Source organism: Sphingomonas sp. (genome assembly GCF_013816785.1).
GTDB lineage: Bacteria > Pseudomonadota > Alphaproteobacteria > Sphingomonadales > Sphingomonadaceae > Sphingomicrobium.
In genome coordinates this window covers 47,688-73,918 of sequence record NZ_JACDDV010000004.1, presented here as the reverse complement: position 1 = coordinate 73,918, position 26,231 = coordinate 47,688, and the positions used below count along the sequence as shown (strand labels likewise).

28 protein-coding genes and 1 pseudogene are annotated in these 26,231 nt (G+C 63.2%); 12 read left to right on the top strand and 17 right to left on the bottom strand.

All coding sequences use genetic code 11. The features are described from left to right. The first annotated feature begins 9 nt into the window (after positions 1 to 9). Positions 10 to 1,110 carry a redox-regulated ATPase YchF gene (ychF, locus tag H0W65_RS02130; protein WP_294003363.1) on the top strand — a complete coding sequence of 367 codons (1,101 nt, stop codon included), beginning with the start codon at positions 10 to 12 and terminating at the stop codon, positions 1,108 to 1,110. Positions 1,111 to 1,113: 3 nt separating this feature from the next. Here ychF and H0W65_RS02125 read toward each other — a convergent pair whose 3' ends face one another. From H0W65_RS02125 to H0W65_RS02115, 3 genes are all read right to left on the bottom strand, one after another. After that, positions 1,114 to 1,305, bottom strand: coding sequence for a hypothetical protein (locus H0W65_RS02125; RefSeq protein WP_294003335.1), 192 nt, complete (start codon positions 1,303 to 1,305; stop codon positions 1,114 to 1,116). Between the two features lie 15 nt (positions 1,306 to 1,320). Further along, entirely contained in the window at positions 1,321 to 3,879 is a 2,559-nt protein-coding gene (locus tag H0W65_RS02120; protein ID WP_294003333.1) for a TonB-dependent receptor, read from the bottom strand. Between the two features lie 100 nt (positions 3,880 to 3,979). After that, positions 3,980 to 5,581: a sulfotransferase gene (locus H0W65_RS02115; protein WP_367120110.1), complete on the bottom strand. Its 1,602-nt coding sequence runs from the start codon at positions 5,579 to 5,581 to the stop codon at positions 3,980 to 3,982. 86 nt (positions 5,582 to 5,667) lie between these two features. On the opposite strand from H0W65_RS02115, the gene H0W65_RS02110 reads away from it, so the two are divergent. Then, on the top strand, positions 5,668 to 6,126 hold the full coding sequence (locus H0W65_RS02110) for a MaoC family dehydratase (protein ID WP_294003359.1): 459 nt from the start codon (positions 5,668 to 5,670) through the stop codon (positions 6,124 to 6,126). A gap of 16 nt (positions 6,127 to 6,142) precedes the next feature. Here H0W65_RS02110 and H0W65_RS02105 read toward each other — a convergent pair whose 3' ends face one another. The 4 genes from H0W65_RS02105 to petA all read right to left on the bottom strand — a co-directional run bounded on the left by H0W65_RS02105 (position 6,143) and on the right by petA (position 9,776). After that, positions 6,143 to 6,712 (bottom strand): hypothetical protein, encoded by a 570-nt coding sequence (locus tag H0W65_RS02105; protein WP_294003331.1) that lies wholly within the window; start codon positions 6,710 to 6,712, stop codon positions 6,143 to 6,145. A 236-nt stretch (positions 6,713 to 6,948) separates the two neighbouring features. Continuing rightward, entirely contained in the window at positions 6,949 to 7,875 is a 927-nt protein-coding gene (locus tag H0W65_RS02100; protein ID WP_294003329.1) for a cytochrome c1, read from the bottom strand. 15 nt (positions 7,876 to 7,890) lie between these two features. Further along, complete coding sequence (locus tag H0W65_RS02095; RefSeq protein ID WP_294003328.1) at positions 7,891 to 9,195, bottom strand: cytochrome b N-terminal domain-containing protein; 1,305 nt, start codon at positions 9,193 to 9,195, stop codon at positions 7,891 to 7,893. 14 nt (positions 9,196 to 9,209) lie between these two features. Continuing rightward, positions 9,210 to 9,776 carry a ubiquinol-cytochrome c reductase iron-sulfur subunit gene (petA, locus tag H0W65_RS02090; protein WP_294003357.1) on the bottom strand — a complete coding sequence of 189 codons (567 nt, stop codon included), beginning with the start codon at positions 9,774 to 9,776 and terminating at the stop codon, positions 9,210 to 9,212. Positions 9,777 to 10,051: 275 nt separating this feature from the next. Here petA and H0W65_RS02085 point away from each other — a divergent pair, with 275 nt between their 5' ends. From H0W65_RS02085 to hemF, 3 genes are all read left to right on the top strand, one after another. Then, positions 10,052 to 10,558: a tRNA (cytidine(34)-2'-O)-methyltransferase gene (locus H0W65_RS02085; RefSeq protein WP_294003326.1), complete on the top strand. Its 507-nt coding sequence runs from the start codon at positions 10,052 to 10,054 to the stop codon at positions 10,556 to 10,558. Between the two features lie 79 nt (positions 10,559 to 10,637). Next, positions 10,638 to 11,282 carry a hypothetical protein gene (locus H0W65_RS02080; RefSeq protein ID WP_294003325.1) on the top strand — a complete coding sequence of 215 codons (645 nt, stop codon included), beginning with the start codon at positions 10,638 to 10,640 and terminating at the stop codon, positions 11,280 to 11,282. A gap of 347 nt (positions 11,283 to 11,629) precedes the next feature. Then, positions 11,630 to 12,472 carry an oxygen-dependent coproporphyrinogen oxidase gene (gene hemF / locus H0W65_RS02075; RefSeq protein WP_294003323.1) on the top strand — a complete coding sequence of 281 codons (843 nt, stop codon included), beginning with the start codon at positions 11,630 to 11,632 and terminating at the stop codon, positions 12,470 to 12,472. 3 nt (positions 12,473 to 12,475) lie between these two features. Here hemF and H0W65_RS02070 read toward each other — a convergent pair whose 3' ends face one another. Continuing rightward, the gene (locus H0W65_RS02070) at positions 12,476 to 13,273 is read right to left on the bottom strand and encodes a hypothetical protein (RefSeq protein ID WP_294003321.1); all 798 of its coding nucleotides are present in this window, start codon (positions 13,271 to 13,273) and stop codon (positions 12,476 to 12,478) included. 90 nt (positions 13,274 to 13,363) lie between these two features. Between H0W65_RS02070 and lipB the strand changes: the two genes are divergently transcribed. Together lipB and H0W65_RS02060 are read left to right on the top strand one after the other, a co-directional pair. Further along, positions 13,364 to 14,026: a lipoyl(octanoyl) transferase LipB gene (gene lipB / locus H0W65_RS02065; RefSeq protein WP_294003319.1), complete on the top strand. Its 663-nt coding sequence runs from the start codon at positions 13,364 to 13,366 to the stop codon at positions 14,024 to 14,026. Positions 14,027 to 14,111: 85 nt separating this feature from the next. Further along, positions 14,112 to 14,348: a hypothetical protein gene (locus H0W65_RS02060; protein WP_294003317.1), complete on the top strand. Its 237-nt coding sequence runs from the start codon at positions 14,112 to 14,114 to the stop codon at positions 14,346 to 14,348. Positions 14,349 to 14,428: 80 nt separating this feature from the next. Here the strand turns inward: H0W65_RS02060 and queE are convergent, their stop codons facing one another. The 5 genes from queE to H0W65_RS02035 all read right to left on the bottom strand — a co-directional run bounded on the left by queE (position 14,429) and on the right by H0W65_RS02035 (position 17,601). Then, complete coding sequence (gene queE / locus H0W65_RS02055; protein ID WP_294003315.1) at positions 14,429 to 15,061, bottom strand: 7-carboxy-7-deazaguanine synthase; 633 nt, start codon at positions 15,059 to 15,061, stop codon at positions 14,429 to 14,431. Then, positions 15,058 to 15,735, bottom strand: a complete 678-nt coding sequence (gene queC / locus H0W65_RS02050; protein ID WP_294003313.1) for a 7-cyano-7-deazaguanine synthase QueC — start codon at positions 15,733 to 15,735, stop codon at positions 15,058 to 15,060. The genes queE and queC overlap by 4 nt, the downstream gene beginning before the upstream one ends. After that, on the bottom strand, positions 15,732 to 16,082 hold the full coding sequence (locus H0W65_RS02045) for a DUF3147 family protein (RefSeq protein ID WP_294003311.1): 351 nt from the start codon (positions 16,080 to 16,082) through the stop codon (positions 15,732 to 15,734). Before H0W65_RS02045 ends, queC begins: the two co-directional genes overlap by 4 nt. 174 nt (positions 16,083 to 16,256) lie before the next feature. Next, positions 16,257 to 16,649 carry a DUF3617 family protein gene (locus tag H0W65_RS02040; RefSeq protein WP_294003309.1) on the bottom strand — a complete coding sequence of 131 codons (393 nt, stop codon included), beginning with the start codon at positions 16,647 to 16,649 and terminating at the stop codon, positions 16,257 to 16,259. 49 nt (positions 16,650 to 16,698) lie between these two features. After that, positions 16,699 to 17,601: an Hsp33 family molecular chaperone HslO gene (locus H0W65_RS02035; protein ID WP_294003307.1), complete on the bottom strand. Its 903-nt coding sequence runs from the start codon at positions 17,599 to 17,601 to the stop codon at positions 16,699 to 16,701. A gap of 240 nt (positions 17,602 to 17,841) precedes the next feature. Here H0W65_RS02035 and H0W65_RS02030 point away from each other — a divergent pair, with 240 nt between their 5' ends. Next, a complete protein-coding gene (locus tag H0W65_RS02030) occupies positions 17,842 to 18,585 on the top strand; it encodes a trypsin-like peptidase domain-containing protein (protein ID WP_294003305.1) in 744 nt (247 codons plus the stop codon). Positions 18,586 to 18,597: 12 nt separating this feature from the next. Then, a complete protein-coding gene (locus tag H0W65_RS02025) occupies positions 18,598 to 18,768 on the top strand; it encodes a hypothetical protein (RefSeq protein ID WP_294003303.1) in 171 nt (56 codons plus the stop codon). A 191-nt stretch (positions 18,769 to 18,959) separates the two neighbouring features. Here the strand turns inward: H0W65_RS02025 and H0W65_RS02020 are convergent. The 4 genes and pseudogenes from H0W65_RS02020 to mutM all read right to left on the bottom strand — a co-directional run. Beyond that, positions 18,960 to 19,121, bottom strand: a pseudogene (locus tag H0W65_RS02020) (transposase); the annotation flags it as partial. Positions 19,122 to 19,166: 45 nt separating this feature from the next. Next, on the bottom strand, positions 19,167 to 20,561 hold the full coding sequence (gene dnaA, locus H0W65_RS02015) for a chromosomal replication initiator protein DnaA (RefSeq protein WP_294003301.1): 1,395 nt from the start codon (positions 20,559 to 20,561) through the stop codon (positions 19,167 to 19,169). Between the two features lie 389 nt (positions 20,562 to 20,950). Beyond that, positions 20,951 to 21,214: a 30S ribosomal protein S20 gene (gene rpsT / locus H0W65_RS02010; RefSeq protein ID WP_294003299.1), complete on the bottom strand. Its 264-nt coding sequence runs from the start codon at positions 21,212 to 21,214 to the stop codon at positions 20,951 to 20,953. A gap of 112 nt (positions 21,215 to 21,326) precedes the next feature. Beyond that, positions 21,327 to 22,145 carry a bifunctional DNA-formamidopyrimidine glycosylase/DNA-(apurinic or apyrimidinic site) lyase gene (mutM, locus tag H0W65_RS02005; RefSeq protein WP_294003297.1) on the bottom strand — a complete coding sequence of 273 codons (819 nt, stop codon included), beginning with the start codon at positions 22,143 to 22,145 and terminating at the stop codon, positions 21,327 to 21,329. 48 nt (positions 22,146 to 22,193) lie between these two features. Between mutM and H0W65_RS02000 the strand changes: the two genes are divergently transcribed. Genes H0W65_RS02000 through H0W65_RS01990 form a run of 3 tightly spaced genes read left to right on the top strand, consistent with a single transcriptional unit; the run spans position 22,194 to position 26,180 of the window. Further along, positions 22,194 to 22,922, top strand: coding sequence for a class I SAM-dependent methyltransferase (locus tag H0W65_RS02000; RefSeq protein WP_294003295.1), 729 nt, complete (start codon positions 22,194 to 22,196; stop codon positions 22,920 to 22,922). Further along, complete coding sequence (gene ubiB / locus H0W65_RS01995) at positions 22,919 to 24,457, top strand: 2-polyprenylphenol 6-hydroxylase (protein ID WP_294003293.1); 1,539 nt, start codon at positions 22,919 to 22,921, stop codon at positions 24,455 to 24,457. The genes H0W65_RS02000 and ubiB overlap by 4 nt, the downstream gene beginning before the upstream one ends. A gap of 37 nt (positions 24,458 to 24,494) precedes the next feature. After that, a complete protein-coding gene (locus tag H0W65_RS01990) occupies positions 24,495 to 26,180 on the top strand; it encodes a DUF885 family protein (protein ID WP_294003291.1) in 1,686 nt (561 codons plus the stop codon). The last annotated feature ends 51 nt before the right edge of the window (positions 26,181 to 26,231 follow it).

Sequence of the window (26,231 nt, the reverse complement as noted above, 5' to 3'; positions counted from 1 at the left end):
GACAATTTCATGGGTTTCAAATGCGGCATCGTCGGCCTGCCCAACGTCGGCAAGTCGACCCTGTTCAACGCGCTGACCGAGACGCAGGCGGCGCAGGCGGCCAATTATCCATTCTGCACGATCGAACCCAACGTCGGCCAGGTCGCGGTCCCCGACCCGCGCCTCGACAAACTGGCAGCGATCGCCGGATCGGCCAAGATCATCCCGACCCAGCTCGCCTTCGTCGACATCGCCGGGCTGGTGAAGGGCGCGTCGCAGGGCGAGGGCCTCGGCAACCAGTTCCTCGGTAACATCCGCGAAGTCGACGCCATCGTTCACGTCGTGCGCTGCTTCGAGAATGACGACATCCAGCATGTCGACAACCGCATCGATCCGACCGCCGATGCCCAAGTGGTCGAAACCGAATTGCTTCTGTCGGACCTCGAAAGCCTCGAAAAGCGCATCCCCAATTTGGTCAAGCGCGGGCAGCAGGGTGACAAGGAATCGAAGATCGGCGCGAGCGTGCTCGGCCAGGCGCTCGATCTGTTGCGCGAGGGCAAGCCGGCGCGGCTGACCAAGCCCAGGGACGAGGAGGAAGCGCGCGTCTTCGCCCAGGCCCAGCTGATTACCGCCAAGCCGGTACTTTACGTCTGCAACGTCAACGAAGACGAAGCCGCCGCGGGCAATGCACTTTCCGCCAGAGTATTCGACCTGGCCAAAGCCGAGGGCGCCAACGCGGTGGTGGTCTCAGCGGCAATCGAAGCCGACCTCGTCATCATGGAGATGGATGAACGGTTGGTCTTTCTCGAGGAAATGGGCCTGCACGAAACCGGCCTCGCTCGGGTCATTCGCTCGGGCTACGACCTCCTCCACCTGATTACCTTCTTCACCGTCGGCCCCAAGGAAGCGCGGGCCTGGACGGTGGAAAAGGGCTCACGCGCGCCCCAGGCGGCAGGAGAAATCCATTCCGACTTCGAGCGCGGCTTCATCCGTGCCGAAACCATCGCCTATGACGATTATATTGCACTGAACGGCGAAGCTGGCGCACGCGACGCGGGCAAGCTTCGCCAGGAAGGCAAAGACTATATCGTGAAGGACGGCGACATCCTCCACTTCAAATTCAACGTCTGACCCTCAGCGCGGCGCTTCGCGGAACAACATCCAGCTGAGGCCGGCAGTGACTGCCAGGGCGATCCAGCTTACTCCCTGCGGGATCGTATGACTGCCGAAGATCACCTGGAAATGGGTGAAGATGCGATAGGCATGCAGGAGCGCCATCAGGAGAAAGATCACGGCGGCGATCACCGTAAACGGACGAGCGGTCATAACACCCTCCCCTCGCTAGAATTTTGTCCCCAGTCGCAGCCCGATCGTGCGCGGCGTTCCGGGGACCACCAGCGTCCGCGTGCAGCTGCCGCAGGCCACGGAACGTGACAGATCGTTACGCTTGTCGAACAGGTTCGAGACGTAGAGCTCGACGTCGAACCGCCGCCAATCGATGCCCGCCGCCAGATCAATCAGAGTCGCGCCCCGGATTTTCCCAAGAAAGTCCCGCGGGTTCACATGCTCCAAAGTTCCCACCAATTCGATGTCGGTGCGCAGCGTCGCGGGCGCGGAGCTTTGATAAGCAACGCCGGCCTGAACATGCGCGCGGGCGCTGTCGAAGACCGGCCACGCATAGCGCGCGGTGCCTGTGGCCTTGAATTTCGGGGTCACCGGAAGGCGGGTGCCCTTCGGCGCGGAGACGAAGCTGCCTGAACAGGTCGCATCGTCGCCATCGGCTGCGCAGATGACCCCCTTCGTCTTGGCGTCGGTATAAGCTGCCGCCGCACTCAGCGTGAGGCCGCCACTGGTATAGTTGAAATCGGTTTCGACACCGTTGATCTTCGCGTCGTTTCCGTTGTGAATTTCGGTGAAGCTGTTCGCGCCGAGGAAGCTGAACTGGAATTTCTTCCACAGTTGGTGATAGACGGCGCCATTCCAGCGGATCCGACCGTCGGCCAGGGTCGCCTTCCAGCCGAGTTCATAATTGCCGAGGAAGTCGGCATCGTATGGGATGACGGCCGCCCGACGATTGATTCCGCCGGGTCGGAAACCACGCGACCAGGTCGCATAGAACAGCAGGTCTTCATTGGGTTTCCACGTCGCGTTGAGGCGATGCGTGAATCCATGATCCTTGGCGCGCTTGGGCACCAGCTTTCCATCCTTGAATTCGGCTAAGTCGGTGCACGGGCTCCCGGTGACCGTTGCGGGTAGCAACGTGGTGTTGCGGCCCTCGAGTTGCGCCTGCCGCAAGGTGATCCCTTCAACGGTGAAGCATCCGCCCACCCCGGTGCGCGTGCTGCCCGCGGCATTGGGCGGCGGATTGTCATCGGCGCCTTGAAAGAAAGCCGGATTCCTGCCGAATCCGAAGAAGCCAATCAGACTATTGTCATATTTGAACAATCGGCCACCGGCAGTCAGTGTGATCTTCGGCGAGACGTCGAAGCTTGCTTCACCGAACAGCGCATAGTCCTTGTCGACGCGCTTCTGCTGGGTCAGCCATAGCGTTCCTGGCAGGCCGTTGACAGAAAGCAGCGGGGCCAAATTGTCGATCCGATAGTCCTGATGAATGAAGTTCGACTGACGCTGATAGAAAGCACCCGCAATGACCCGAAACGGCTTGTCTGCAGGCGAGGCAATACGCAATTCCTGGCTTAGTTTCTTGAAATGATCGGTAGCGATGATGTGCTGGCGCGGGTCGATATTATTCCCGGCAGCATCCTGGTAGTAGAAATAACCCAGTCCGCCATAATAGGAATAGAGCTGGTCATAGGCGTCGGCATAATCGCTATAGTCGCTGGTGGTGAACGTCTTCCGATCGAGGTAGGCGCCCGCATAGGTGACGTCGAAATCGGCGATCTTGCCTTCGATCGTCAGTGCGCCTTGCGTGAATTTGTCCTTGCGCACCTCGTCGAACAACCGGTCAACTTTCAGGTCGCCGAGCTTCGGATCGTAACCGAAAATGCCATTGGCCTTAAGGTTTTGGTGGAGGATGGTCGGCGTGATCGTCCAATTGTCGTTGAGGTCGATCTTGAGCGCCGCCCGGCCGCCGTAGACGTCCTGGTCGTTGAAATTCTTCTTTACCAACCCGGCGTTGTTGACCGTAACGTCGGGTATGCTGTCGTCGAAAATATAATAGGTCCGCGAGCCGAAAACATTGTCGATGTAACCCGCGTCATGCTGGTAGAATGCGACCCCCCGAAACGCGATGTTGTCGGAGATCGGCAGGTTGATCATTCCGTCCAGCTTGCCGCCGATCCCGCCGTGCGCGACGGTATTGACCTCGCCGTCAACCCGTCCCGAGGTGACCCCCAGCTCCGGCTTGTTGGTGATGATGCGGATCGTTCCCGCCTCGCTCGAGGCGCCGTAAAGCGTGCCCTGCGGCCCGGCGAGGCTTTCGATCCGGGCGACGTCATAAATGTGGACGTCGAGCGTGCCGCCGATGGTCGTCACCGGCTGCTCGTCGAGATAAGTGCCGACCGAGGGTAGCGAGCCCGAATGGTTGCCGTCACCGCCGGTCGCCACGCCGCGCATGTAGACCACGGTCAGGCCGGGCTGCGCGGTCTGGAACGACACCGACGGCAGCTGCTTGGTGTAATCCTCGAAGTTGGAGATGTTGAGCTGGTCGAGCCGCTTGGTGCCGATCGCCTGGATGCTGGCTGGAACGTCCTGCAAGCTCTCCTCGCGCTTGGTCGCGGTGACGATGATGTCGGGATTGTCGCTGTCCGAAACGGGTGCGGCCACCGGAGCAGAGGGCGGCAACGGCTGTTCCGCGGCCGTCTGGGCCAAAGCCGGCACCGCGAGCGCGGTCGACGTCAGCAAACCAAGGGTCAGTGCCCGAATCGAAACCAGTGTCATGTATGCCCCCACATCCAGTAAGCCGCTATTGCGACAGAGGCCCCGCCGCCTGTCAACGATGAACCGCTACTGACGCGACATAAATGTCTCGATTGTCGGTTCAACGTTGCCCGAATGACGCGGGGACGCCGGGATAGGCGTCGAGCACCGGGCCGAGCGCCGCCTTCAATGGCTCGATGAAAGCTTCGTAGCGCTGCCAATCCTCGGTCGCCTGTCGGTAGATCGGCTGGCGTACTTGCTCCGAGCTCGCGGTCCGCACCGCCCGCTTAGTCTCATGGAAAGCTAGGCAGCCCGGCTCGTAATCAAGCCCGACATGGGCGAGCAGCGCACGCACCTCGGCCTCGGTGTCGTCGACCATCTGCTCATAAATTACGCGGTGGACTTTCCCAAGCAGGATCGCGTCGACATGCGCCATTAGCCGGACATATTCGGCATAATAGCTGCCGACGTCGGTCAGATCGTAAGTAAAGTCCTGGCCCCGCGCGAAATGCTGACGGTAGTTGGACAGGCAGCAGCCGAGCGGATGGCGCCGCGCATCGATAATTTTCGCATTGGGCAAAACCAGCTGGATGAACGGCACGAAAAGCCAGTTGTTGGGCAGCTTGTCGATGAAATAGGGGCGGTCCGTGCGGCGCTGGACCGAGGCACGCTCCAGATATTGCTCGCCGATTGCGACGCGCTCGCCTTCAGAAAGGTCAAGCGCGCCCTGCGGATAGCCGGTCACCTTGCGCGCCAGCAACGGCAGGTCGGGCAGCTCCGACGTTCCTTCGACTTGACTGTGGGAGGCCAATATTTGCTCGACCAGCGTCGAACCCGCGCGCGGCATGCCGACAATGAAGATAGGGTCCGGCGCGGTGCAGCCGCCGGGCCGAGCGGCAATCGCTTCGGTTGTATAGGTCGAGATGGCGCGATCGACCGACCGACGCACCCTCTCGCGATCGTAAGGGTGGCGTGTCAGTCGGAGCGCATTGCCCGCGGCATAATGGGCAAAGGCCTTTTGCGCCTTGCCCGCATCGTGCATCGCCTTGCCCAGCGCGAAATCGAGGTGGAAGCGATCTTCGTCCCGCACTGCGTGATCGGCCAGTGCCGCCTCCATTGCCGCGACATCGCCCACGTCGAACGTCACCGTCTTCAGATTCGACAGGCTGAACCACGCCTCGCCCAGCGCCGGGTTGAGCTCGATCGCACGGCGGTAGGCGGCGATGCCCTCGGCCTGCCGCCCGACCGTCTTGAGCATATGACCGTAGCTGAGCCACACTCGCGGCTGTTTCGGCGCGCGCTGGAGCACCGTCTCATACAGTGCGATCGCTTCCTCGAAATCGCCGAGCCGGGCGACGGTCGCGGCCTTCAGGTTGAAATGGCCGATGTCCTCGCCGTCCTGCTCGAACAGCAGGTCGAGCAGCGGCAGCGCTTCGGCCGGCCGCCCCATCCGCCCGAGCACCAGCGCCAGCTGCGCCCGTGCCGCAGTGAAGCCTGGTGCAATCTCGACCGCCCGGCGCAGCAAGTGCTCGGCATCGGCCAGCCGCCCGATCCGCCACGCCAACTCGGCCAGCATGCGGATTGCCTTGGCGTCGAACGGATCATCCTTGAGATGCGCCTTGAGCAGCGGTTCGGCGACGTGAAGCTGGTTGTCGTGCAGCGCCAGCGCGGCCTGCATCAGGCGCGGGTGCCAGCGCGGCGGGGCGTCAGTGGGCAGGTTCACGCCTTACTCTTGGCGGTAAAGAATGCGCCCGCCAAGCCCAATGCTGGCGACTGGACAGGCGCCGAAAGATGTTGAAGGAAACCAGCATGATTTATCTGGAAGATCTCGAGGTCGGGCTCGAAACCGAGTTTGGGCATTACGACGTCACCCGCGAGGAAGTGATCGAATTCGCGCGCAAATATGATCCGCAACCCTTCCACCTCAGCGACGAAGCAGCCGCCAAGACGCATTTCGGCCGGCTCGCCGCGTCGGGCTGGCACACCGCCGCGATGGCCATGGCGGTGATCGCCCGCCATGTCGTCAAGGCCGAGCAAGCGGGCCTTGGATCGCCAGGGATCGACGAACTGCGCTGGCTTAAGCCGGTTTATCCCGGCGACCGGCTAAGCGTATCGAGCAAGATTATCGAGGTGCGCCCGTCGCGTTCCAAGCCCGACATGGGCAGCTTCCGCTCCGATACCACGGTCAGCAACCAGGACGGCGCCCCGGTCATGCGCTTCACCTCGATCGTGCTGATGCAGCGGCGGCCCGCGTCCTCAGAGAGCTAGCCGCCGCCACAGCCGATCAGTCGGCGCGATCTTTTCGATTCTCTTGGCGTAGCTCGCGCCGTTCCTTGCGCCGCACCTGGTTAAATTCGCGGCCTTCGCTGCGCTGGTTCTGGCGATAGGTCTGTCGGTCGACTTGACCGGCGCGATACTCGGTTCGGTTCTGAGCGCGATCCTGTCTCAACTCGCGCCGCGCAGCGCCGACATCCTGGTGATAGTCCTGCCGGTTGCCGCGCACCTCGCGGCGGTCCCCCCGCCGGTCGCGCCGGGACTCCCAATAGCGCCGCTGCCCGTCGCTCCAGCGGTGACGCGAGCCGCCGCGCGAGTAAACATAATATCCCGCGCCCGGATAATAATAATTATCGTACCAGCCACCGCCATAACCACTCCCATAACCATAGCTACCGCCGTAGCCATAGCCCGAGCCGCCATATCCATAATCCGAGTAGCCGTATGACGGATATCCTGAATAGCCGTAGCCCCCATAATAGGGATCGGAGTAACCGGCGCTTCCAATGCTGATGCCGAAGCTGTCGTAGCCATAGCCGCCAACGCAACCGCCAAGACCCATGGCCGACACTGCGACCACTACCGCTGAACGAATTCGGAATGCATACACCGCAACTTCTCCGCATTTTCTGCTCAAGACGCGGATAGTCTTGCCGGATTGAACCCCCCGTGAACCATCACCGTGAACCGTCGCGGTCGAGCAGCAGCGTCGTGACGTCGCGAAACCGGATTTCCCGGTTTGGGGAAATCGGGCTTGGCGCGGACCAGCGCCCTGGGCCTTTCAGCGCGCTGGTCGATTCATCCCCAGGTTCCGCTTCAGCCGGCGATACCGGCCTTGGCCTTGGCGCGGTTGCGCCTGGCCTTGTTGTCGGGATCGAGGGGGCCCTTCAGCGCGACCTTGCGCTTGGCCTCAGCCCAGATGTTTTTGTAGCTCAGATAGCCAAGCACGGTCGCGAAGATCAGGAAGATCAGCACCGTCAGGCCGGCGCGGTGGCGGTTTTCGAGCTTGGGCTCGGCGGTCCACACCAGAAAGGCGGAAACGTCGGCCGCCATCTGATTGACCGTCGGCTTGGGGTTGCCCGGGCCATAGGTCACCTGCCCGTCGCCCGTCAGCGGCGGCGGCATCGCCAGGTTCAAATTGGCAAAATAGGGGTTGTAGTAAAGCCCCGCCGGCGTCTTCGAGGTCGGGAATTGCTTGAGCAGCGCCGCCGGCTGATTCTGGTAGCCAGTAAGCAGCGAATGGACATAGGCCGCCCCGCCCTCGCGTGCCTTGGTCATCAGCGACAGGTCGGGCGGAAGATTATTGTTGTTGGCCGCGCGGGCCGCCGTCTCGTTGGCGTAGGGGCTCGGAAAATGGTCGGACGGCACTGCCTTGCGGGTGGCGGCCTCGCCCGTGTCCGGATTCACCGACGGCACCTCGGTCTGCCACTGATTGGCGATCGCCTTAATCTCGGCCTCGCTGTAGCCAATCCCGGCAAGGTCGTGGAAGGCGACGCGGTTGAGGCTGTGACAGCCCGCACAGACTTCCTTGTAGACCTGAAAGCCGCGCTGCACCTGGGCCCGGTCATATTTGCCGAATGGGCCGTTCGAGGCGAGATGCAGTTCCTTCGCCTCGCGGTGGTACTCATGCTCCGCACTCGGCGGCGGCGGTTCCTGGAAGTAGGCGACGGCGCCGAAGGCGAAGCTGATCAGCAGGACGCCGGCAAACCCCAGCCCGACGAAAAACGCGATGATGCGGACCATGGTCCCTTAATCCCCCTAATGAGCCGCCGCGGGCGCCGTCTTGGCAAGCCCGTAGGGAGCGCTTTCCTCGGCCTCGCCGTGCAGTGCCGACGCGGTGATCGACGACGGCAGCGGCAGCGGCCGCTCGAATTTGGAAATCAGCGGCAGGATGATGAGGAAATGCGCGAAATAATAGGCCGCCGCGAGCTGCGAAATGGCGACGTAAAGCGGCTCGGCCGGCGCCCCTCCGCACCACGCGAGGATCACGACGTCGGCCACCAGCAGCCAGAAGAACCGCTTGAACACCGGGCGGTAATGGCCCGAGCGGACCGGCGAGCGATCCAGCCACGGTAGGAAGAACAACAGCAGGATCGAGGCGAACATCGCCAGTACGCCCCACAGCTTGGCGGGCAGGATGAAGTCGACGGTGAAGGCGCGCAGAATCGCATAGAACGGCCAGAAATACCATTCGGGGACGATGTGCGCCGGCGTCGCCAGCGGGTTGGCCGGGATATAATTGTCGGCATGCCCCAGCGCGTCGGGCGCGAAGAACAGCACCGCGCAGTAAAGGATCAGGAACAGGCCGGTGAACCAGCCGTCCTTGGCGGTATAGAAGGGGTGGAACGGCAGCGTATCCTGCTCGCTCTTCACATCGACTCCGGTCGGGTTCGACGATCCCGGAATGTGCAGCGACCAGATGTGGAGGATGACCACCCCGGCGATCACGAATGGCAGCAGATAGTGGAGCGAGAAGAAGCGGGTCAGCGCCGCCTGGTCGGGCGCGAACCCTCCCAATAGCCACACCCGGATCGGCTCGCCGACCAGCGGGAATGCCGAGAAGAAGCCGGTGATGACCTGGGCCCCCCAATAGCTCATCTGGCCCCAGGGAAGCACATAGCCCATGAAGGCGGTCGCCATCATCAGCAGGTAAATCACCAGACCGAGCATCCACACCAACTCGCGCGGCGCCTTGTAGCTGCCGTAGAACAGGCCGCGAAAGATATGGATATAGACAACGATGAAAAAGAAGCTGGCGCCGTTGGCATGGGCGTAGCGCAGCAGCCAGCCGGCGTTGACGTCGCGCATGATGTGCTCGACCGAAGTGAAGGCTCCGTCGGCCGAGGCGAAATAATGCATCGCCAGCACGATTCCGGTGACGATCTGAATGGTCAGGAAAATCCCCGACAGTACGCCGAAATTCCACGCATAATTCAAGTTGCGCGGCACCGGGTAGCCGCCACCGATCGCGCCATGGACCAGCCGCGGTAGCGGCAGGCGGTCGTCGATCCAGCGGCCGAGGCTGGTCTTGGGTTCGTAGGCCTTGGCCCAGGCAAAGCTCATGACGCTCTCTTCCCTTAGCCGATGGTCACGACGGTCGGTGACGTGAATACATAGTCGGGCACCTGGAGGTTGAGCGGTGCGGGTCCCTGACGAATGCGCGCGGCGGTGTCGTAGGCCGACCCGTGGCAGGGGCAGAAATAGCCACCGAAGGGCCCCTTGTTCTCGCCTTCGCCAGTGCCGAGCGGGATACAGCCAAGGTGGGTGCATACGCCCAGCGTGATCAGCCAATTCTCCTTGCCCGGCTTGGTTCGCTCGGCCAGCGTCTGCGGATCGCGCAGGCTTCCCACGTCAACCGCGTTGGCGGCCTTGATTTCGGCCGGTGTCAGGTTGCGCACGAACACCGGCTGCTTGCGCCAGCTGGTCTTGATCGCCTGCCCCGGCGCGATCTTCGAAATATCGACCTCGGTCGAGGCCAACGCGAGGACATCGGCCGACGGGCTCATCTGAGTGACCAGCGGCAGCGCCACGGCGACCGCGCCGACCCCCGCGAAGCTGACCGCGGCGACGTTGATGAAGTCGCGGCGGCGGAGGCTGTCGTTGACCTCCCCGTGTGCGGCGTTGGTTTCTTCCAGCGTGGCCATGCTCACCTTTAAGACCGAAATTTCGTCGATGCCGGGCGGCATCGGATACGACCCCACGCCCGAGTGGCCCGGGCCGGTTGGCGCGCCTGATAGCGGCTCGCTTCGCCGATGCAAATGGTCAAATTTCTTGGCTGAGCCCTCCCCCTTGATGGGGGAGGGTTGGGTGGGGGTGACGGTGGAGACCCGACAGCCTCTTCCGAAGACTTCACCCCGCCCCAACCATCAAGAGGAAGGGCTATGGATTTCGAATTGTAGGCGGCATAATCGCCCGTGCCATGCGCATCGCCCTCTACCAGCCCGAGATCGCCGGCAACGTCGGCGCGGTGATGCGGCTCGGCGCGTGCATGGGCGTGGCCGTCGACCTGATCGAGCCGATGGGCTTCGCCTGGGACGACAAGCGCGTCCGCCGCACCGCGATGGACTATATCGACCATGTCGTGGTGGTGCGCCACGCCGGGTTCGAGGCGTTTCGCGCTACCATCGGGGAAGCGCGCCTGGTGCTCATGACCACCAAGGCGAGTAGCTCGCTCTACGACGCCGACCTCCGCCCCGACGACATCCTCCTGTTCGGTCAGGAAAGCGCCGGCGTCCCCGCCGCGGTCGCCGCCCACTGCCCCCTCGCCCTCCGCATCCCGATCCGCGACGAGGTCCGCTCCCTCAACCTCGCCACTTCGGCCGCGATCGCACTTGGAGAGGCGCTTAGGCAGACGGGACAACTCCCCGTGGGAAGAGCGGCGATAGCGGCAAGGGGCGACTTCGTACGCCACCTAAGATGCACTTGACCTGTGCCTATAGGTAAAAGACGATGCGGCAAATGAAGGATAAGTCGCTAAGAGTTGGTGGATTGGCCGGAGACCAAATATGTTGATGGGCGTATTTTCGATTTTGTTTTTGGCCGCACTGCTCGGACTCATTAAGCCTTACATAGCCAGGTTGAACCGCAAACATTTCTCTGCCATCGCCGGAGCAGCGTTTGTTGGCATGATGATCGTTGTCCCGAAAGATGAGAGCGCCAAAGAGACCGGATCAATAAACAATCTCGCCGCCAGCGCTGGCGAAACGCCTGGCGAGACCAAAATCAATTCGGCTTCTAAATGGGAATATTCGGACAGCAAAGACGCGATGCGTGACGCTACTACGCGATTTGCCTCCCTTCGCAGTGAGAACCAGGTCGACCTCGATTTTCCCTATGGCGAACAATATGGAACGATTATTGTTCGGGATGGACCCGACGGGCTCGACGTAATGTTCTCGGTCGATAAGGGGCAGATACTATGCCACAGCTTCACCGAAGCTTCAGTTTCGTTCAAGTTCGACGCTGGGCCGATCCAGAAATTCCGTTGCACTGATGCAAGCGACGGCTCAAGCGAAACGGCGTTCTTGACCGATCCGAAGCGCGCTTTGGCTGCCTTGAAAACTTCGAAGCGCGTTATCGTCGAAGCAGAGTTTTTTCAGCGCGGCAATCAGCAATTTACGTTCGAAACTGCAAATCTCGCTTGGAAGTGATCGGCTGCCCAATGACAAGCCCCCGGCCCAGGCTCCCCCACTCGCCCCGACCACCGCCGCGCTCCGCGGTTCGACACGCGCAAGAGCCGCAACGGGCGCGCGGAGCGCTGCTCTAGCGCTTGCAATGTAGGATATAACCTGGTTGGTTCGCCAACATGCGGCAACCCATGTCCAATGTACTGAAATCCGCTGCCGTTGAGCGCCAAAGTTTATACGGGGCTGGAATCGCGCCGCATCATCAACTTCATCAACTTCCCCTTAGGCGGCATCCTATCGCGCCCCGCCATTTCCTCGCCGCGACTCGCTCCCGCTTGACCCACTCGCCGCTTTCCCGCCATCGGCACATCATGACCCCGCTCGACGATCAGCAACAGGCGGCGCGCGACTGGTTCGAGTCGCTACGCACGCGCATCACCGGCGCGTTCGAAGCAATCGAGCGCGAGGCGGGCAGCGATGCCAGCTTTGAGTTCACCCCGTGGGAGCGAACCGAGGACGACGGCACTCCCGGCGGGGGGGGGGTGCGCGGACAGATGAACGGTCAGATATTCGAGAAAGTTGGAGTTAATGTCTCGACCGTCGGCGGCCGCTTCTCTCCGGAATTCGCCGCATCGATCCCCGGCACAGAAGACGACCCGAGCTTCTTCGCCACCGGCATCAGCCTGGTTGCGCACATGGCCAACCCGCACGTCCCCGCGGTACACATGAATTGCCGCTTCCTGACGACCACGAAGCGCTGGTTCGGTGGCGGCGCCGATTTGAATCCGGCGATTCCCTATGACGAAGACACCGACGCCTTTCACGCCCGCCTGCGCGCCGCGTGCGCCGCGCACGACCCGACCTTTTATCCGCGCTTCTCGAAATGGGCGGAAGAGTATTTCTGGCTGCCCCACCGCCATGTCGCGCGCGGGGTCGGCGGCATTTTCTTCGACCGGCTCGAGGATCATTTCGACGCCCATTTCGCCTTTACGCGGGATATCGGCGAGGCGTTTCTCGACATTTTCCCGCAAATCGTTCGCAAGCGGATGGGGATGGCATTTACCGAGGCCGACCGCGAGGCGCTGCTCGAGTTTCGCGGCCGCTACGTCGAATTCAACCTGCTTTACGACCGCGGCACCTTGTTCGGCCTCAAGACCGGCGGGAACATCGACGCCATCCTGATGAGCCTGCCCCCGCTGGCAAAATGGGCGTAACGCTCAGCTTTTGGCGTTGAGCTGGACGTAAACCCGCCCGACCAGCGCCGCCGACACCGCGGTTATCGCGGCGCTGGAGAGGCCATTGGCAAGGCCGATCAGCAGCGCCGACAGGTTGAAGGGTCGTGCCTCACCAACCGCCAGCGTGACCACCGCGCCAACCACCGCAGTCACCGCGCCGCTCAGCAACAGCGCCGCTAGGACCATCAACATTAGCAGGCCGAGCAGCCGCCAGAAATGGCCTTTGGTCAGCGCCAGGCAGCGTCTCAACAATGCCACCGGACGGGGCGTCTCCTCAATCGCCACCGCCGACATCGGCAACAGCCGCACCCCGACCAGCAGTATGAGGACCAGCATGCACAACAGGATCAGGCCGATCTGCGGCGACGACGCCATGGCCTCCGGGGTCATTTTGCTGGGGTCGGTGATGCCAGCGGCGCCGACAATAGCGCTCAGCATCAACAACATTAGCAGCGCCACCGGCAGGAACACCATGATCACTGCCGCGACCGGCCCCCACACCCGTCGCGCCGCCCGGCCGATCAGGCTTCCGACGCTGTCCTTTGATCCGATCGCGAGCGCGGCGATCGTCATCTGTCCGATCAGCACCGCGACAAGCACCAGCAGCGTCAACAGCACGCCCGGGCCACTGCCACTCATTTCACCGGCGGGGTGCGTCCATCCTGCCAGCGTCGATGGCACGGCGAACGCCGCGAGCGCCACCGGCACGACCAGACGGGCCTCCGCTCGCAGGAAAGCGCTGGTTTGGTCCCAAGCCTGGCCGATCGACAAATTGCTCATGCACTTCCCCTTCGCCCACCCCTATGAAAGGCTGGCACACTCGTTGCAATCGCCCTTGCCCTGGCGGACCCTCAGCGCCATCTCGCGGCGATGGATGCAGCGGGCGACATCGAATGGCGAGTGGACGAAGGGTTGGTGCCCTACCCCGATGCGCTGGCGGAGATGGAAGCGCGCGCACTTGCGGTGCGGGACGGCACCGCGCGCGAGCTGGTCTGGCTGTTGCAGCACCCGCCGCTGTTCACTGCCGGGACCAGCGCGGATTCGGCCGAGCTCAGCAACCCGATGGGATTTCCGGTGTTCGAGGCCGGTCGCGGCGGCCGCTACACCTATCACGGCCCCGGCCAGCGGGTCGGCTATCTGATCCTCGACCTCGAACGACGCGGCAAGGACATCCGCCGTTTCGTCCATTCGCTTGAAGGCTGGATGATCGCCGCGCTGGCCGAGCTGGGCGTCGAAGCGCGCCGCGAGCCGGGGCGCATCGGCATTTGGTCCGGCGAACGCGCTCATGAAGCCAAGATTGGCGCGATCGGGGTGCGCGTGAAGCGGTGGGTGACGCTGCACGGATTTTCGATCAACGTCGCGCCCGACCTGTCGCATTTCGACGGAATCATTCCCTGCGGGATTGCCGGCTACGGCGTGACAAGCATCGCGCAATTGGGGCGAAATTCGTCGATGGACGCGGTCGATGCCGCGCTAAAGAGCAGTTTTACGGCATTTCTCGCAAGCTTGCTGCAGGGTGAACAAGTTGCTTGAGGCTTGAGGCATGCGCGACTATTGTGCCCACGATTTGTAAAGCGGGTCCACTCGCTGCAGATCTGACAATCAAGGGAGTTTTAGAATGCGTGCTCTGATCCTGGTCGCTGCCGCGGCCCTGGCTGTTTCGGCTTGCAGCAAGAATGAAGCCGCCGAGAACACGATGAATGTCGACGAGACCCTCACCACCGAGAACGTCGTCGCCAATGACACCTCTGCCATGGACGCGACCGCCAACATGGACGCCAACATGTCGATGGATTCGAATATGTCGGGCAATATGTCGGACATGAACTCGATGAACTCGTCGAACTCGATGTAATCGAAATGCGGACCGCCTCGGCGGTCCGTTTTAGGTTATGGACAAAGGCTGCCGGGTCACTCCGGCAGCCTTTTTTCGTGTCAGGCGAGCCCGACCAGCTTGTGCGTTTGCAGCGACAGCCGCCAGCGCGGCCGTTCCATCGCCAGCGCGATCGCCGCCTGCACCGACGCGTCACGTGTCGCGCCGTCCATCGGCTGGACCAAGAAATGGTCGAAGGACCATTGCTCCAGCTCGGCGGGATCGATCCCCGCTTGCGGCCACACCAGCTTTAGTTCGTCGCCGCGCCGCTGCACCACCTCGGTCCCCGCCTTGGGGCTGATGCACAGCCAATCGATCCCCGGAATCGCCGGCAGGGTCCCATTGCTCTCGACCGCGACCCTGAATCCGCGGGCATGCAGCGCATCGGTCAGCGCTTCGTCCAATTGCAGCATCGGCTCGCCCCCAGTGACGACCACAAGTCGCCGCTCGGTCGAATCGCCCCACACCGCCGCGATGTGGTCGGCAAGCAGCCGCGGCTCGGCAAACTTGCCACCGCCGGGACCGTCGGTGCCGACGAAATCGGTGTCGCAAAAATTGCACTGCGCAACGGCGCGATCCTGCTCGCGCCCACTCCACAGATTGCAGCCGGCGAAGCGCAGGAACACAGCCCTGCTTCCCGCCTGCACGCCCTCGCCCTGAAGCGTCAGAAACGCCTCCTTGACCGCGTAGCTCATGAGCTGGCGTAGCGGGTCGGGTCGGGTAGCCCCGCTTCCTCGAACCCCTTGGCACGCAACCGGCAGGCGTCGCACAGCCCGCACGCGCCGCCATCGGTCGCCGGATCGTAGCAGCTATGGCTGACCCCGGCATTGAGCCCGAGCCGCGCCGCCTCGCGGGCGATATCGGCCTTGGTCATCCGTTGCAGAGGCGCGTGAAGCGTGAACGGATCACCCTCAACCCCGGCCTTGGTGCCCAAGTTGGCGAGCGCTTCGAACGCGGCGATGAAGTCGGGACGGCAGTCCGGATAGCCCGAATAGTCGAGCGCGTTGACCCCGACGAACAGGTCACGCGCGCCCGCGGCTTCGGCGCAGGCCAGCGCCAGACTGAGGAAGACCGTGTTGCGCGCCGGGACGTAGGTGACGGGAATACCCGGGGCGACACCGTCCTTGGGCACCGCGATGTCGCTCGTCAGCGCCGATCCGCCGAACGCGGTCAGGTCGATCGGCAGGACGATGTGCCGTTCGGCGAGCGTCGCCGCGATCCTTTTGGCCGCCTCCAGCTCGATCCGGTGGCGCTGGTGATAGTCGATGGTCAGCGCGAGCACGCCAAAGCCCTGCTCGCGGGCCAGCGCGGCGCACACCATCGAATCGAGGCCCCCGGAAAGGAGCACCACCGCCTGCCGGCCGCTCACAGCGTAATCCCGAGGCGCGGCGCCATCCAGCTCATCGCGGCATAGAGCAGGATCGTCGCCAAGCAGGCGATCATCATCGTCGCGAAAAATCCGACGCCGGAGCGCAACAGGGCGGGGATGAGCAGGAACATCGGCATCGACGGAAGGATGAACCAGAAGGCACCCCAGGACAGCCGGGCCACCGACTCGGCATCGCGAGTCTCTCCATAGAGCCAGACCATCGATAACAACGACACCAGGGGCAGAGAAGCTATTAAGCCGCCCCAGCCGGGATAACGCCGGGCGAGGGTCGAGATCGCCGCCACCAACAGGCCCGAAAGCATCGCCTTGAGGATGAACAGGAACATACCCGCTCCTTGGCGCGGCGCCCCCGAAAAGGAAAGTCTGGGCGCTCCTTCTGGTCCGCAATAAAAATGGGCCGCTACGAGAGCGGCCCAGGTGCGGGCCGAGGCCCGACAGGGAGGAATACATGCCGAAGAAGGCACGACATGCTTCCTAAACTCATGATGGTTAAAGCGAGCTTAACGCGCCACGCATGCCCCGACGCGGCGGGCATGAAGCTGATAATGGAACGGCAACCCGCCCGAAATGCCCTGAGTGTCGATCCTGAGCGTGCGCGGCGTGATCAACGTCACCTTGCTCTGCCCGAACGCCCCGTCCGCGCAGGTGTAGTGGATCACCACTTCGGTGCCGACATCGGAGATAACGACCCGCGTGCAGCGGCCGCTGCGATGCTCATACTGGGCCAGCACCTCGGGCAGCGGAACGCAGACCTTCTCGGCATTGTGCCCGGTCGCGTCAGTCGCAACCTCCCACAGTCCGCCCGCCGCCGGCGCGAGCGCGCGTGGCGAGGTCGCAGCTGTCGCCGATAAAGACAACAAGGCCAGCAGCCCGATTCGTAAGGCGCGTTTCATCCCGTCTTTTACCACGAGCGGGTTGAGCGAAAGCAATATTTCGTATGGCTCAAGCGGGAGCGTCGATGGCGATCGGGAAGCTCGTCGCACAAAAGGCGCAATCGACCCGGATAAGCCCGTCGTCACCAACCATCTGGGCGTGATCCTCGGGCGGAAAGCGGGCGATGACCGAGGCGATATAGTCGGCGCTGCAGCGGCAGCCCTTGATGAGCCTGACCGGATCGAGCGTGCGGATCTCCCCCTCCTCGTGGAGCAGACGCCAGGCGAGATCGTCGAGCGCGAGGGCACGATTGGTCAGTTCCTCATCCTTCACCGACCCGATCAGCACCGCGACGTGCGGCCATTCTGGATGGTCGAGGCGCGTGTGCAGCCGGTCGCGCCCCTCCTCGCCTTCGGGCAGGTGCTGGAACATGATCCCCCCCGCGACCCACCCCGCATCGTCGCGCCGAGCGGCGAGACGGACGATCGACGGAATTTGCTCGGACTGAAGAAAATAGCTTTGCGCAGCCTCGCCCAGCCCTTCGCCTTCCAGCGGGACGATGCCCTGATAGCGCTCGTCGGTCGCCGGCTGGTCGAAGGTAATTGCCAGATAGCCTTTGCCGAACAGGGCGAACAGGCTCGGATGCGGCCCGGCCTCGGTCAGCCGGTCGGGATCGTGCCGGATATAGCCGCGTAGCTCGCCGCCCATATAGTCGCATACCAGCAGATCGACGATCCCGGCCTCGGTCTGCGCCTGGATGGTCAATTGACCGCTCGGATCCTTGAGCAACGAGCCGAGCAGGGCGGTCAGCACCAGCGCTTCTGCCAGCAACTGCTCGAGCACGGGCGGATAGCCATGGTTGGCGAGGATCAGGTCGAGCGTCGGGCCGATCCGAGCGATGCGCCCCCGGGCATGGCGCGACGGCACGGTAATGCCGAGGGCGACGTCCTGAAGGAGCGAGATGGTGGTCATGGCCGGGCGAGATAAGGGCGCGGGTGCGGCGGGGCAATGGCGCGACGTGCGCCGCCTTGTTGCACCGGTACCGGCCCCGCCCCTAATAAAACGCGTCGTTATATTTGGGCATACCCAAATTCGGGGGTGTGTTAGATGAGTAGCGCCCAACGCCTCGCTGTCACCGAGATAAAACTTCCTCGACCAGCTCCATCATTCGTGTCGAATAGGCAGTGTGCTATCAGGAGGATTCTGGCTGGAATGACGTTTCGCATTGATCAAAAGCTCCTCGATACAAGCCTTTACCTCTACCCGGATATCAGCTCGGCTGAGCAGGGCCAGAGGGCTGGGGGAAGTGGGTTTGTCGTCGGGCTCCACTTCGATGGTGCAGCGCATACAATGTGGGCGGTAACGAATCGTCATGTCATTGACGCCGGTCATTGGACGATCCGACTAAACACAAAAGACGGCGGATTCACTTGCTTAGATAGTGACGACACTCAGTGGTTCATGCATCCCGACGGGGACGATTTGGCAGTCCGCCCTCTAGCTGTTCCCGATGGGGCAATTATCAACTACGTCCCGCTCGAAAGCCTCACAACTAAACAGATGGCCGATATACTCGATATCGGCCCCGGCGACCCCGCGTTTGTCATAGGCCGTTTTGTATCGCTCGATGGCAAGCAGAAAAACACACCTTCTGTGCGCTTCGGGCAAATCTCGCAGTTGCCCTCAGAAAAACTGAAATACGATGTCTATGAGCAGGAGGCTTGGCTCGTCGAAATTAGATCGTTGAACGGTTACAGCGGCTCACCTGTGTTCTGTTATCTTGACCAGATGTATTACCGTAAGAACCTCAAGCCGATCGAAGGTGAAAACAAGAGTCTAGGCAAGGCCTATGACCACAAAGGGCAGATTATTGGGCAAGGCCGTTTCGATATCGGCCCTTACCTGCTGGGCGTGGACTGCTGCATGATTCCGCTTTGGGAGAAGGTTTGCGACTAATCTCGGCAGGAAATGCAGTCTGGTTTACAAGTGCCCGCCAACACCGGAATGATGGGGGTCATCCCCGCATGGCGGCTGATCGACATGATGATGAGCAACCCGATCAAGTCGATTATCGAGGCACACTCACGCAATCAGCTCGCCCAGGGACAAGACGCCATGCCTACGTCCCCGGCGGCCTAGTGGTCCGGGCTTTTCCTCGCTTAGCGTTCGTTCGAGAGCGCGATCGGCTTGGGTGGGGGCGAGTTCGCCAGCGTCGATCGTTCGCTGGGCGTCGCGCCGAAACCTTACGCTCTGCTCGCTGTCGTTTCGTCGGCGGGCTTCTTCACGGTCATTCCGGCGCGCCCTTGATGCAACCGATTAAAATCTTGCTCTCCCAAACGGGTGGACTTACCCTGCATCTTGCTGATGCGCGCGACGCCGGCACAGCGCGGGCAGGTCGGGCCTTCCGGCCAGATGCGCGCTTCGACGAAAGCGAAAGCCGCTTCTTAGCTGTGAAAGTGGGAGGCGGAAAAAAGGCCAGTTGGGGACTGGATCTCGTCGCAGAATGTTCACCGCCTCGGTCAGCGCCGGAACCCCTGTCAGCCCTCCAGTTGGCGTGTCAGCAGGCGGATATCGGCGTCGAGCTCCGAATCCGCGGCGCGCAGCCGTTCAATCTGCTTGACCGCGTGAATCACGGTGGTGTGGTCGCGCCCGCCGAAACGGCGGCCGATGTCGGGCAGCGACTTGGGCGTCAGCTGCTTCGAAAGATACATGGCGACCTGGCGCGGACGGGCAACCTCGCGCGCGCGGCGGGCCGAGGTCATCTCCGCCTTGCGGATGCGATAATGTTCGGCGACCTGGGTCTGGATCTCATCGATCGAGATGCGCCGCTGATTGGCGCGCAGCACATTGGCCAGCACTTCCTCGACGAACGGCACGTCGATCGCCCGGCCGGTCATCATCGCATAGGCTGCAATCCGGTTGAGAGCGCCTTCTAGTTCGCGGATCGAGCTGGTCAGGCGGCGGGCGAGGAATTCGACCACCGGGCGGGGCATCTCGACGCCCGGAAGCGCGGCCAGCTTGGCATCGATGATGTTGAGCCGAAGCTCATAGTCGGCCGGGTTAATGTCGGCGACCAGGCCCCACGACAGGCGCGACAGGATGCGCGGCGCGATCCCGTCGAGGTCCTGCGGGGCGCGGTCCGAGGTGATCACCAGGCGCCGGCCGGCGGTGATGATCTCGTTCATCGTGTGGAAGAATTCTTCCTGGGTGGAATCCTTCCCGGCGATGAACTGGACGTCGTCGATCAGCAACAGGTCGGCCGAGCGCAGCCGTCCCTTGAAACCAATCGTGTCATTGTCTTTGATCGCCCGGATGAACTCGACCATGAACTTTTCGGCCGACATCGATACCACGCGACCGCCCGGACTGCGGTTGAGGAAAGCCTGACCGATGGCGTGCAGCAAATGGGTCTTGCCGCGCCCGGTGCCGCCGTGGATGAAAAGCGGGTTGAAGGCGACGCTGTCGGCGGTCGCCAGGGTCCGGGCGGCGCTCGCCGCAACCTCGTTGGCCTTGCCGATGATGAAGCTGTCGAATCGATAGCGCGAGTCAAAATTGGGGGCGGCCGGGTCGCGCGCCTGACTGGTCGCGACGGGCGCCGGAATTTCCTCCAGAATCAGCAACGGCGAGGGCTTGGGTCCATCGGCGGTGGCGACGATCTTTACCCCGCGCACGATCGGCAGGACCGTCCGCCAGGCCAGCGCGAGCCGATCGCCGAAATGACTTTGCACCCAATCGGCCATGAACTGGCTCGGCATGACGAGATCAAGCTCGCCGGATTCGAGGTCGAACGCGCCCAGTTCGGCCGGCTTCAACCAGCCGTCGAAGGTGCGCGCCCCGCAATCGCGGCGAAGCCCCGCGCGGATGGTTTCCCAGGCGGCGTCGAGTGGCGTCGGAACGCTACGCTCAGTTGTGCCGCGGTCGGAGGCAGACAAAATTTCCCGACTGCCCTGCACTGGCGCGCGCCTCCCCGTCTCGTCACTTGCCAGGACACGAAGTTCCGTTGCGCGCGACCCGAATCGCTAGCTCCGAATGATCCTCGGTCTCTGGCTCCCCGGGAGCAGATTCGCCGCCGGAAGTTCCGTTCTGGAAGCGTCTGACGCGCTATTCAAGTGCCGAATTTCATCCAAATGAAATAAATCGACTTGACATAGCAAAGCCGCGAAAACCGCTAGAGAATGACAGTTTTAAGGGATTTTTTCTAATCCCCCCTTAGAAGGGAAATTGCGAATCGCGGGAAATCCTAGACTTTTTTCAGTCGTCGAAATGAAACGGGCCGCCGGTCGCCCGGCAGCCCGTCTCGAATTAGCACGTAAATACGAATTTAACCGAGCGAGGCAACCCGGCGGGTCAACCGTGAGAATTTGCGCGATGCCGTGTTCTTATGCATGACGCCGCGCGCCACGCCCCGTGCAATTTCCGGCTGCGCTTGCTTGAGAGCCGCGGCTGCATCGTCCTTCTTGCCTGACTCGATTGCCGACTCGACGGCTTTGATGAAGGTGCGGATGCGGCTCACGCGCGCGCCGTTGATGGCCGCTCGATTTTCGTTGCGGCGGATGCGCTTCTTTGCTTGCGGCGTATTCGCCATCGATCAACCTCTAAACTAGCTTGGGCTCAATGAAAAAGCGGCGCGTCCCACGCGGGTCGCACCGGCTTGGCGCTCCCCTACCCTCGCGAGCGATTCGCGTCAACCGCTCCCCTCACCGCTGGCAGGTCGAGCAGAAGAAGGTCGAGCGCCCGCCCTGGACGATTCGCCGCACTTTTCCGCCGCACCCACCACCGCACGGCTGCCCCTCGCGGCCATAGACGTCAAACTGCTTGGAGAAATAGCCGAGCTCTCCGTCGGGCGCGGCGAAGTCGCGCAGCGAGGAGCCGCCGGCCCTGATCGCATCGTCGAGCACCGCCGGTATCGCTACCGCCAGCCTGTCGAGTCGTGCCCGCCCGATCCGTCCCGCCTCCTTGCGCGGGTCGATGCGCGCCCGGAACAGCGCTTCGCAGGCATAAATATTGCCCAGCCCCGCAACCACGCGCTGATCGAGCAGCAGCAGCTTCACCGCCGCGCTCCGACCGGCGAAGGTGCGCCGCAGCCAGCCGCCATCGATCGCGCCACCTAGCGGTTCGGGGCCAAGCGTCCGGATTGCCGGCCAATCGGCCACCTCGGCGGTCGGCACCAAATCGATCGAGCCGAACCGTCGCGGGTCGCGCAGGCTGAGGCGCCGACCTTCGTCGGTTTCGATCAACAAATGGTCGTGCTTGCCGATCTCGGCGGGGTCGATCCGCCAATGGCCCGACATGCCGAGGTGGAACAGCAGCGTGTCGCCACGGTCGGTCTCGATCAGACCATATTTGGCGCGGCGGCCAAGCCCAGTCACACGCGCCCCGACCAACCGCTGGCCCAGATCGGGCGGGAAAGGACGGCGCAAGTCCGCCCGTCGCGCCTCGACCTGAACGAGCCGTCGCCCTTTCAGCACGATCTCCAGGCCGCGGACGGTGGTTTCGACTTCGGGAAGTTCGGGCATGGCGGCAGCATATGGCGGACCGCCGGCAAGGCGGCTAGATGCGCTGAGATGGACAAGGTCAATTTCGGTGAGCAGCTCGTCACCCCTCAGGAAAAGACGCGCCGCGTCGGCGGGGTTTTTTCGTCGGTAGCGCGCAAATATGATCTGATGAACGATCTCATGTCGGGCGGCATGCACCGGCGGTGGAAGAACCGCTTCGTCGCCAGGGTCAAGCCGCGTGCTGGCGAGCACATCCTCGACATGGCTGGCGGTACCGGCGACATCGCCTTCCGCATGGCCGCCAGGGGCGCCTCTGTGACGGTCGGCGACATCAACCCCGATATGCTCGGCGTCGGCATGAAGCGGGCAGAAAAGCGCGGCATCGACGGCTTGGTCTGGCGGCAAGAAAATGCCGAGACGCTGACCTTCGCCGACGCCAGCTTCGACGCCTACACCATCGCTTTCGGCATTCGCAACGTGACCAATATCCCGGCCGCGCTGCGCGAGGCGCACCGGGTGCTGAAGCGTGGCGGGCGCTTTTATTGCCTCGAATTCTCGACCAGCGAATGGCCGGGTTTCGGGGAGGTCTACGACCGTTATTCGGAGCATCTGATCCCGCGCATCGGTAAGGCCGTCGCGGGCGACGAAGATAGCTATCGCTACCTTGTCGAATCGATCCGCCGCTTCCCGAACATGGCGGTGTTCAAGGCGATGATCGAGCAAGCCGGGTTCAGGTCGACCAGCGCCGAACCGATCCTGGGCGGCTTGGTCGCGATCCACGGCGGCTGGAAGGTTTGACCACCGCCGCGACCCATTTGTGGCGCCTGCTCAAATGGGGCAGGACGTTAGCGCGGCACGGCGCGCTGCAGGGAATCGAGCGCGATCCCCTGACCCCGCCGAATGTCCGCCGCTTGGTCCGCGTCGCGCGCTTCGGGCTGCGCATGCCCAGCACACCCGACTATGCCCTAGCGCTGCAAGCGATCGGCCCCGCCGCGATCAAGTTCGGCCAGGCGCTGGCCACCCGACCCGACCTGGTCGGCGATGCTGCCGCCACCAACCTGCTCCAACTCCAGGACTCACTTCCTCCTGCTCCCTTTCCAGCAGTCCGCAAGGCGGTTGAGCAAGCGCTCGGCGCGCCGCTCGAAAGCCTTTATTCGAGCTTCGATGAGATCCCGGTCGGCGCCGCGTCAATCGCCCAAGTTCACCGCGCCGTCACGACCGAGGGCCGCGATGTTGCGGTCAAGGTGCTGCGCCCCCAAATCGAGGAAGAATTCGCCCGCGCGGTGGAGACCTATGAATGGGCGGCGGCGCACGTCGAACTGCTCGGTGGCGAGGCCGAACGGCTGCGCCCGCGTCTCGTCATCGCCCATTTCAAGCAATGGACCCGGCGCGAGCTCGATCTTCAGCGCGAAGCCGCCTCGGCGTCGGAGCTCAGGGACAATATGGTCGCCGAACCCGGCTTCTACGTCCCTGAAATCGACTGGAGCCGCACGGCTCGGCGCGTCCTCACCCTCGAATGGCTGGACGGGGTCAAGCTCAGCAAGCGCGACGAGCTCATTGCCGCCGGTCACGATCCCGCCGCGCTGGCCGCGACGCTGGTCCGGGCCTTCCTTCGCCAAGCGGTGGTCGACGGCTATTTCCACGCCGACCTTCATCAAGGCAATTTATTCGCGCTTGCCGACGGGCGGCTGGCGGCGGTCGATTTCGGCATCATGGGGCGCATCGACCGCCGTGCGCGCCTGTGGCTGGCGGAGATCCTATACGGCCTGATCACCGGCGACTATCGGCGTGTCGCGGAGATCCATTTCGAAGCGCAATATGTGCCCTCCCACCATAATGTTGACGAGTTCGCGACGGCGTTGCGCGCTGTTGGAGAGCCGGTCCGCGGCCTGCCGGTCAAACAAATCAGCGTCGCGCGTATGCTCGACGGACTATTCGCGATCACCCGCGATTTCGACATGCAGACCCAGCCGCACCTCCTTCTGCTGCAAAAGACGATGGTGATGGAGGAAGGAGTCGCCACTGCTCTCGATCCCGACATCAACATGTGGGAGGCGGCCGAGCCGTTCCTCAAGGATTGGCTCAGAACCGAGCTTGGCCCCGAAGCCTATTACGCCGACCGGATTGTGGAGACGGTGCGCGCTTTCAAGCTGATTCCCGACCTCATCAGGCGCATTGACGCCGCCTATCCTCCCGCCGGTGCGGCGCCCCCGCCGCCGCCTTTGGCCGAGATCACGATGATCGCGCCGCGCCGGGGCTGGGGCTACGTCGCGGTCGCTCTGATTTCCGGCCTCGCCGCGGCGGCCCTAACGGCCTTAGTGTTGATCAATTAGCGATTCGCCCCGACGAGTGATCGAACAAGGAGATAACATGCACCGCTTGAGCATTTTGCTGATCGCCGCTGCGATCGCCGCTACCTCCTCTCCCGCGACCGCCGCGCAGCCGCCCGCGCCCGCCGCCGCGGTGCCCGCGCATCATGCCGAGCTCGTAAGATTGTTCGCCGACTGGCGGCGGTTCGTCAGCCCGACGATCCACGACGGAGTGCCCGATTATTCGCGGGCGTCGATGGCGCGCAAGGCCGCCGCGCTGCCAAGCTGGCGCGCGCGGCTTGCCAGGACCGACCGCCGCGGCTGGAGCCCGGCGGCGCTCAACGATTATCGCCTGGTCGAGGCGGAAATGAACGGCCTCGACTTCTTCCTTCGCGTCCTCAAACCCTGGTCGCGCGATCCCGGCTTCTACCAGACGATCTTCGCCGAGGAGAGCGATGTCCCGGCGCACGAAGGCCCCTCGGCCGAGCCCAACATCGACCTGTTCAAATTCTCCTTCCCCCTGTCGCCGGCCGACGATGCGCGGCTGACCACCCTGGTGGGCGCGGTCCCCGCAATGCTCACCTCGGCGCGGGTCAATCTCGCCCCGAGCCAGGCGCATGACCTATGGGCTTATGGCCCTCAGGCCTTCAACGAGCAGGCCGAAATGCTCGCCGCGCTCGAGTCGGGTACGCTGGTGATAAAGTCGCTTGAAGGCAAGCGCGGCGCGAGCCTTGATGGTGCCAGCCCCGCACTGCGCGCGGCGGTCCGCGCCGCCCGCCTCGCCACCGAACAATTCGCAAGTTGGATCAAGGCCGAGGCGCCGCGTCGCACCGGTCCGTCAGGCGTCGGCAAATCCAATTACGACTGGTACCTTGCCCATGTCGAGCTCAACCCCGACAGCTGGGAGGAACAGGTCGTCCTGTTGCAGCGCGAGCTCGACCGCTCGCTCGCCTCGCTTCGCCTCGAGGAGTTGCGCAACCGCGCCGCCCCTCCGATCGCCGAAATCCGCGATCCCGCCGCTTATCGACGCATGGTCGAGGCGCGGACGCAAAAGCTCAACGACTTCCTCGTTGCCACCGGCTTTGTCCCCGACCAGCCTTATTTTCGCGCCGCGCTTGCGGCGCAGGCAGGCAATTATACGCCGCCCGACAAGCGCAATTTCTTCACCCACATCACCGCGCTCGACCCGCTACCGCTATCGTCTCATTCAACCCACTGGATCGAGCTGGCGCGGCTGAAGCACGAGCCGCACGCCAGCCCGATCCGCCGCGTCGCGCCGCTGTTCAACTTGTTCGCCGATCGCTCGGAAGGCTTCGCCACCGCGATGGAGGAGCTGGTGATGCAGGCCGGGCTGTATGACGATATTCCGCACGGCCGCGAATTGGTGTGGATCATGCTCGCCAATCGCGCCGCGCGCGGGCTCGCCTCACTTCGCGTCCAGGCCAACCAGATGACGCTCGACCAGGCCGGGCAATTCCACGCCCATTGGACTCCGCGCGGATATTCCGACGCGTCGAGTCGGCTGGTTGGCTTCGAGCAGCTGCTCTACCTGCGCCAACCCGGTTACGGCCCGAGCTATATCATCGGCAAGCTTCAGCTTGATGAGCTCCTGGCCATCGCCTCGCATCAGGCGGAGGTCGAGCATCGTCCGTTCGTGATGGGAGATGCCTTCGCGCGGATCATCGGCGCGGGGATCATCCCACCGGCGCTGATCAAGGCCGAGCTGGGCGGCGAAGCCGTGCGCTGAGGTGGAGCGGGGGGCGGTCAGGACAAGGTTCGAAGGCTGGTCGCGCGTCCC

What these genes read in the sequence shown, in the direction of transcription:
- ychF (WP_294003363.1), top strand. Translation starts at nt 10, where the DNA reads ATGGGTTTCAAATGCGGCATCGTCGGCCTGCCCAACGTCGGCAAGTCG.
- H0W65_RS02125 (WP_294003335.1), bottom strand. Translation starts at nt 1,305, where the DNA reads ATGACCGCTCGTCCGTTTACGGTGATCGCCGCCGTGATCTTTCTCCTG.
- H0W65_RS02120 (WP_294003333.1), bottom strand. Translation starts at nt 3,879, where the DNA reads ATGACACTGGTTTCGATTCGGGCACTGACCCTTGGTTTGCTGACGTCG.
- H0W65_RS02110 (WP_294003359.1), top strand. Translation starts at nt 5,668, where the DNA reads ATGATTTATCTGGAAGATCTCGAGGTCGGGCTCGAAACCGAGTTTGGG.
- H0W65_RS02100 (WP_294003329.1), bottom strand. Translation starts at nt 7,875, where the DNA reads ATGGTCCGCATCATCGCGTTTTTCGTCGGGCTGGGGTTTGCCGGCGTC.
- H0W65_RS02095 (WP_294003328.1), bottom strand. Translation starts at nt 9,195, where the DNA reads ATGAGCTTTGCCTGGGCCAAGGCCTACGAACCCAAGACCAGCCTCGGC.
- petA (WP_294003357.1), bottom strand. Translation starts at nt 9,776, where the DNA reads ATGGCCACGCTGGAAGAAACCAACGCCGCACACGGGGAGGTCAACGAC.
- H0W65_RS02085 (WP_294003326.1), top strand. Translation starts at nt 10,052, where the DNA reads ATGCGCATCGCCCTCTACCAGCCCGAGATCGCCGGCAACGTCGGCGCG.
- H0W65_RS02080 (WP_294003325.1), top strand. Translation starts at nt 10,638, where the DNA reads ATGTTGATGGGCGTATTTTCGATTTTGTTTTTGGCCGCACTGCTCGGA.
- hemF (WP_294003323.1), top strand. Translation starts at nt 11,630, where the DNA reads ATGACCCCGCTCGACGATCAGCAACAGGCGGCGCGCGACTGGTTCGAG.
- H0W65_RS02070 (WP_294003321.1), bottom strand. Translation starts at nt 13,273, where the DNA reads ATGAGCAATTTGTCGATCGGCCAGGCTTGGGACCAAACCAGCGCTTTC.
- lipB (WP_294003319.1), top strand. Translation starts at nt 13,364, where the DNA reads ATGGATGCAGCGGGCGACATCGAATGGCGAGTGGACGAAGGGTTGGTG.
- H0W65_RS02060 (WP_294003317.1), top strand. Translation starts at nt 14,112, where the DNA reads ATGCGTGCTCTGATCCTGGTCGCTGCCGCGGCCCTGGCTGTTTCGGCT.
- queE (WP_294003315.1), bottom strand. Translation starts at nt 15,061, where the DNA reads ATGAGCTACGCGGTCAAGGAGGCGTTTCTGACGCTTCAGGGCGAGGGC.
- H0W65_RS02045 (WP_294003311.1), bottom strand. Translation starts at nt 16,082, where the DNA reads ATGTTCCTGTTCATCCTCAAGGCGATGCTTTCGGGCCTGTTGGTGGCG.
- H0W65_RS02040 (WP_294003309.1), bottom strand. Translation starts at nt 16,649, where the DNA reads ATGAAACGCGCCTTACGAATCGGGCTGCTGGCCTTGTTGTCTTTATCG.
- H0W65_RS02035 (WP_294003307.1), bottom strand. Translation starts at nt 17,601, where the DNA reads ATGACCACCATCTCGCTCCTTCAGGACGTCGCCCTCGGCATTACCGTG.
- H0W65_RS02030 (WP_294003305.1), top strand. Translation starts at nt 17,842, where the DNA reads ATGACGTTTCGCATTGATCAAAAGCTCCTCGATACAAGCCTTTACCTC.
- H0W65_RS02025 (WP_294003303.1), top strand. Translation starts at nt 18,598, where the DNA reads ATGCAGTCTGGTTTACAAGTGCCCGCCAACACCGGAATGATGGGGGTC.
- rpsT (WP_294003299.1), bottom strand. Translation starts at nt 21,214, where the DNA reads ATGGCGAATACGCCGCAAGCAAAGAAGCGCATCCGCCGCAACGAAAAT.
- mutM (WP_294003297.1), bottom strand. Translation starts at nt 22,145, where the DNA reads ATGCCCGAACTTCCCGAAGTCGAAACCACCGTCCGCGGCCTGGAGATC.
- H0W65_RS02000 (WP_294003295.1), top strand. Translation starts at nt 22,194, where the DNA reads ATGGACAAGGTCAATTTCGGTGAGCAGCTCGTCACCCCTCAGGAAAAG.
- H0W65_RS01990 (WP_294003291.1), top strand. Translation starts at nt 24,495, where the DNA reads ATGCACCGCTTGAGCATTTTGCTGATCGCCGCTGCGATCGCCGCTACC.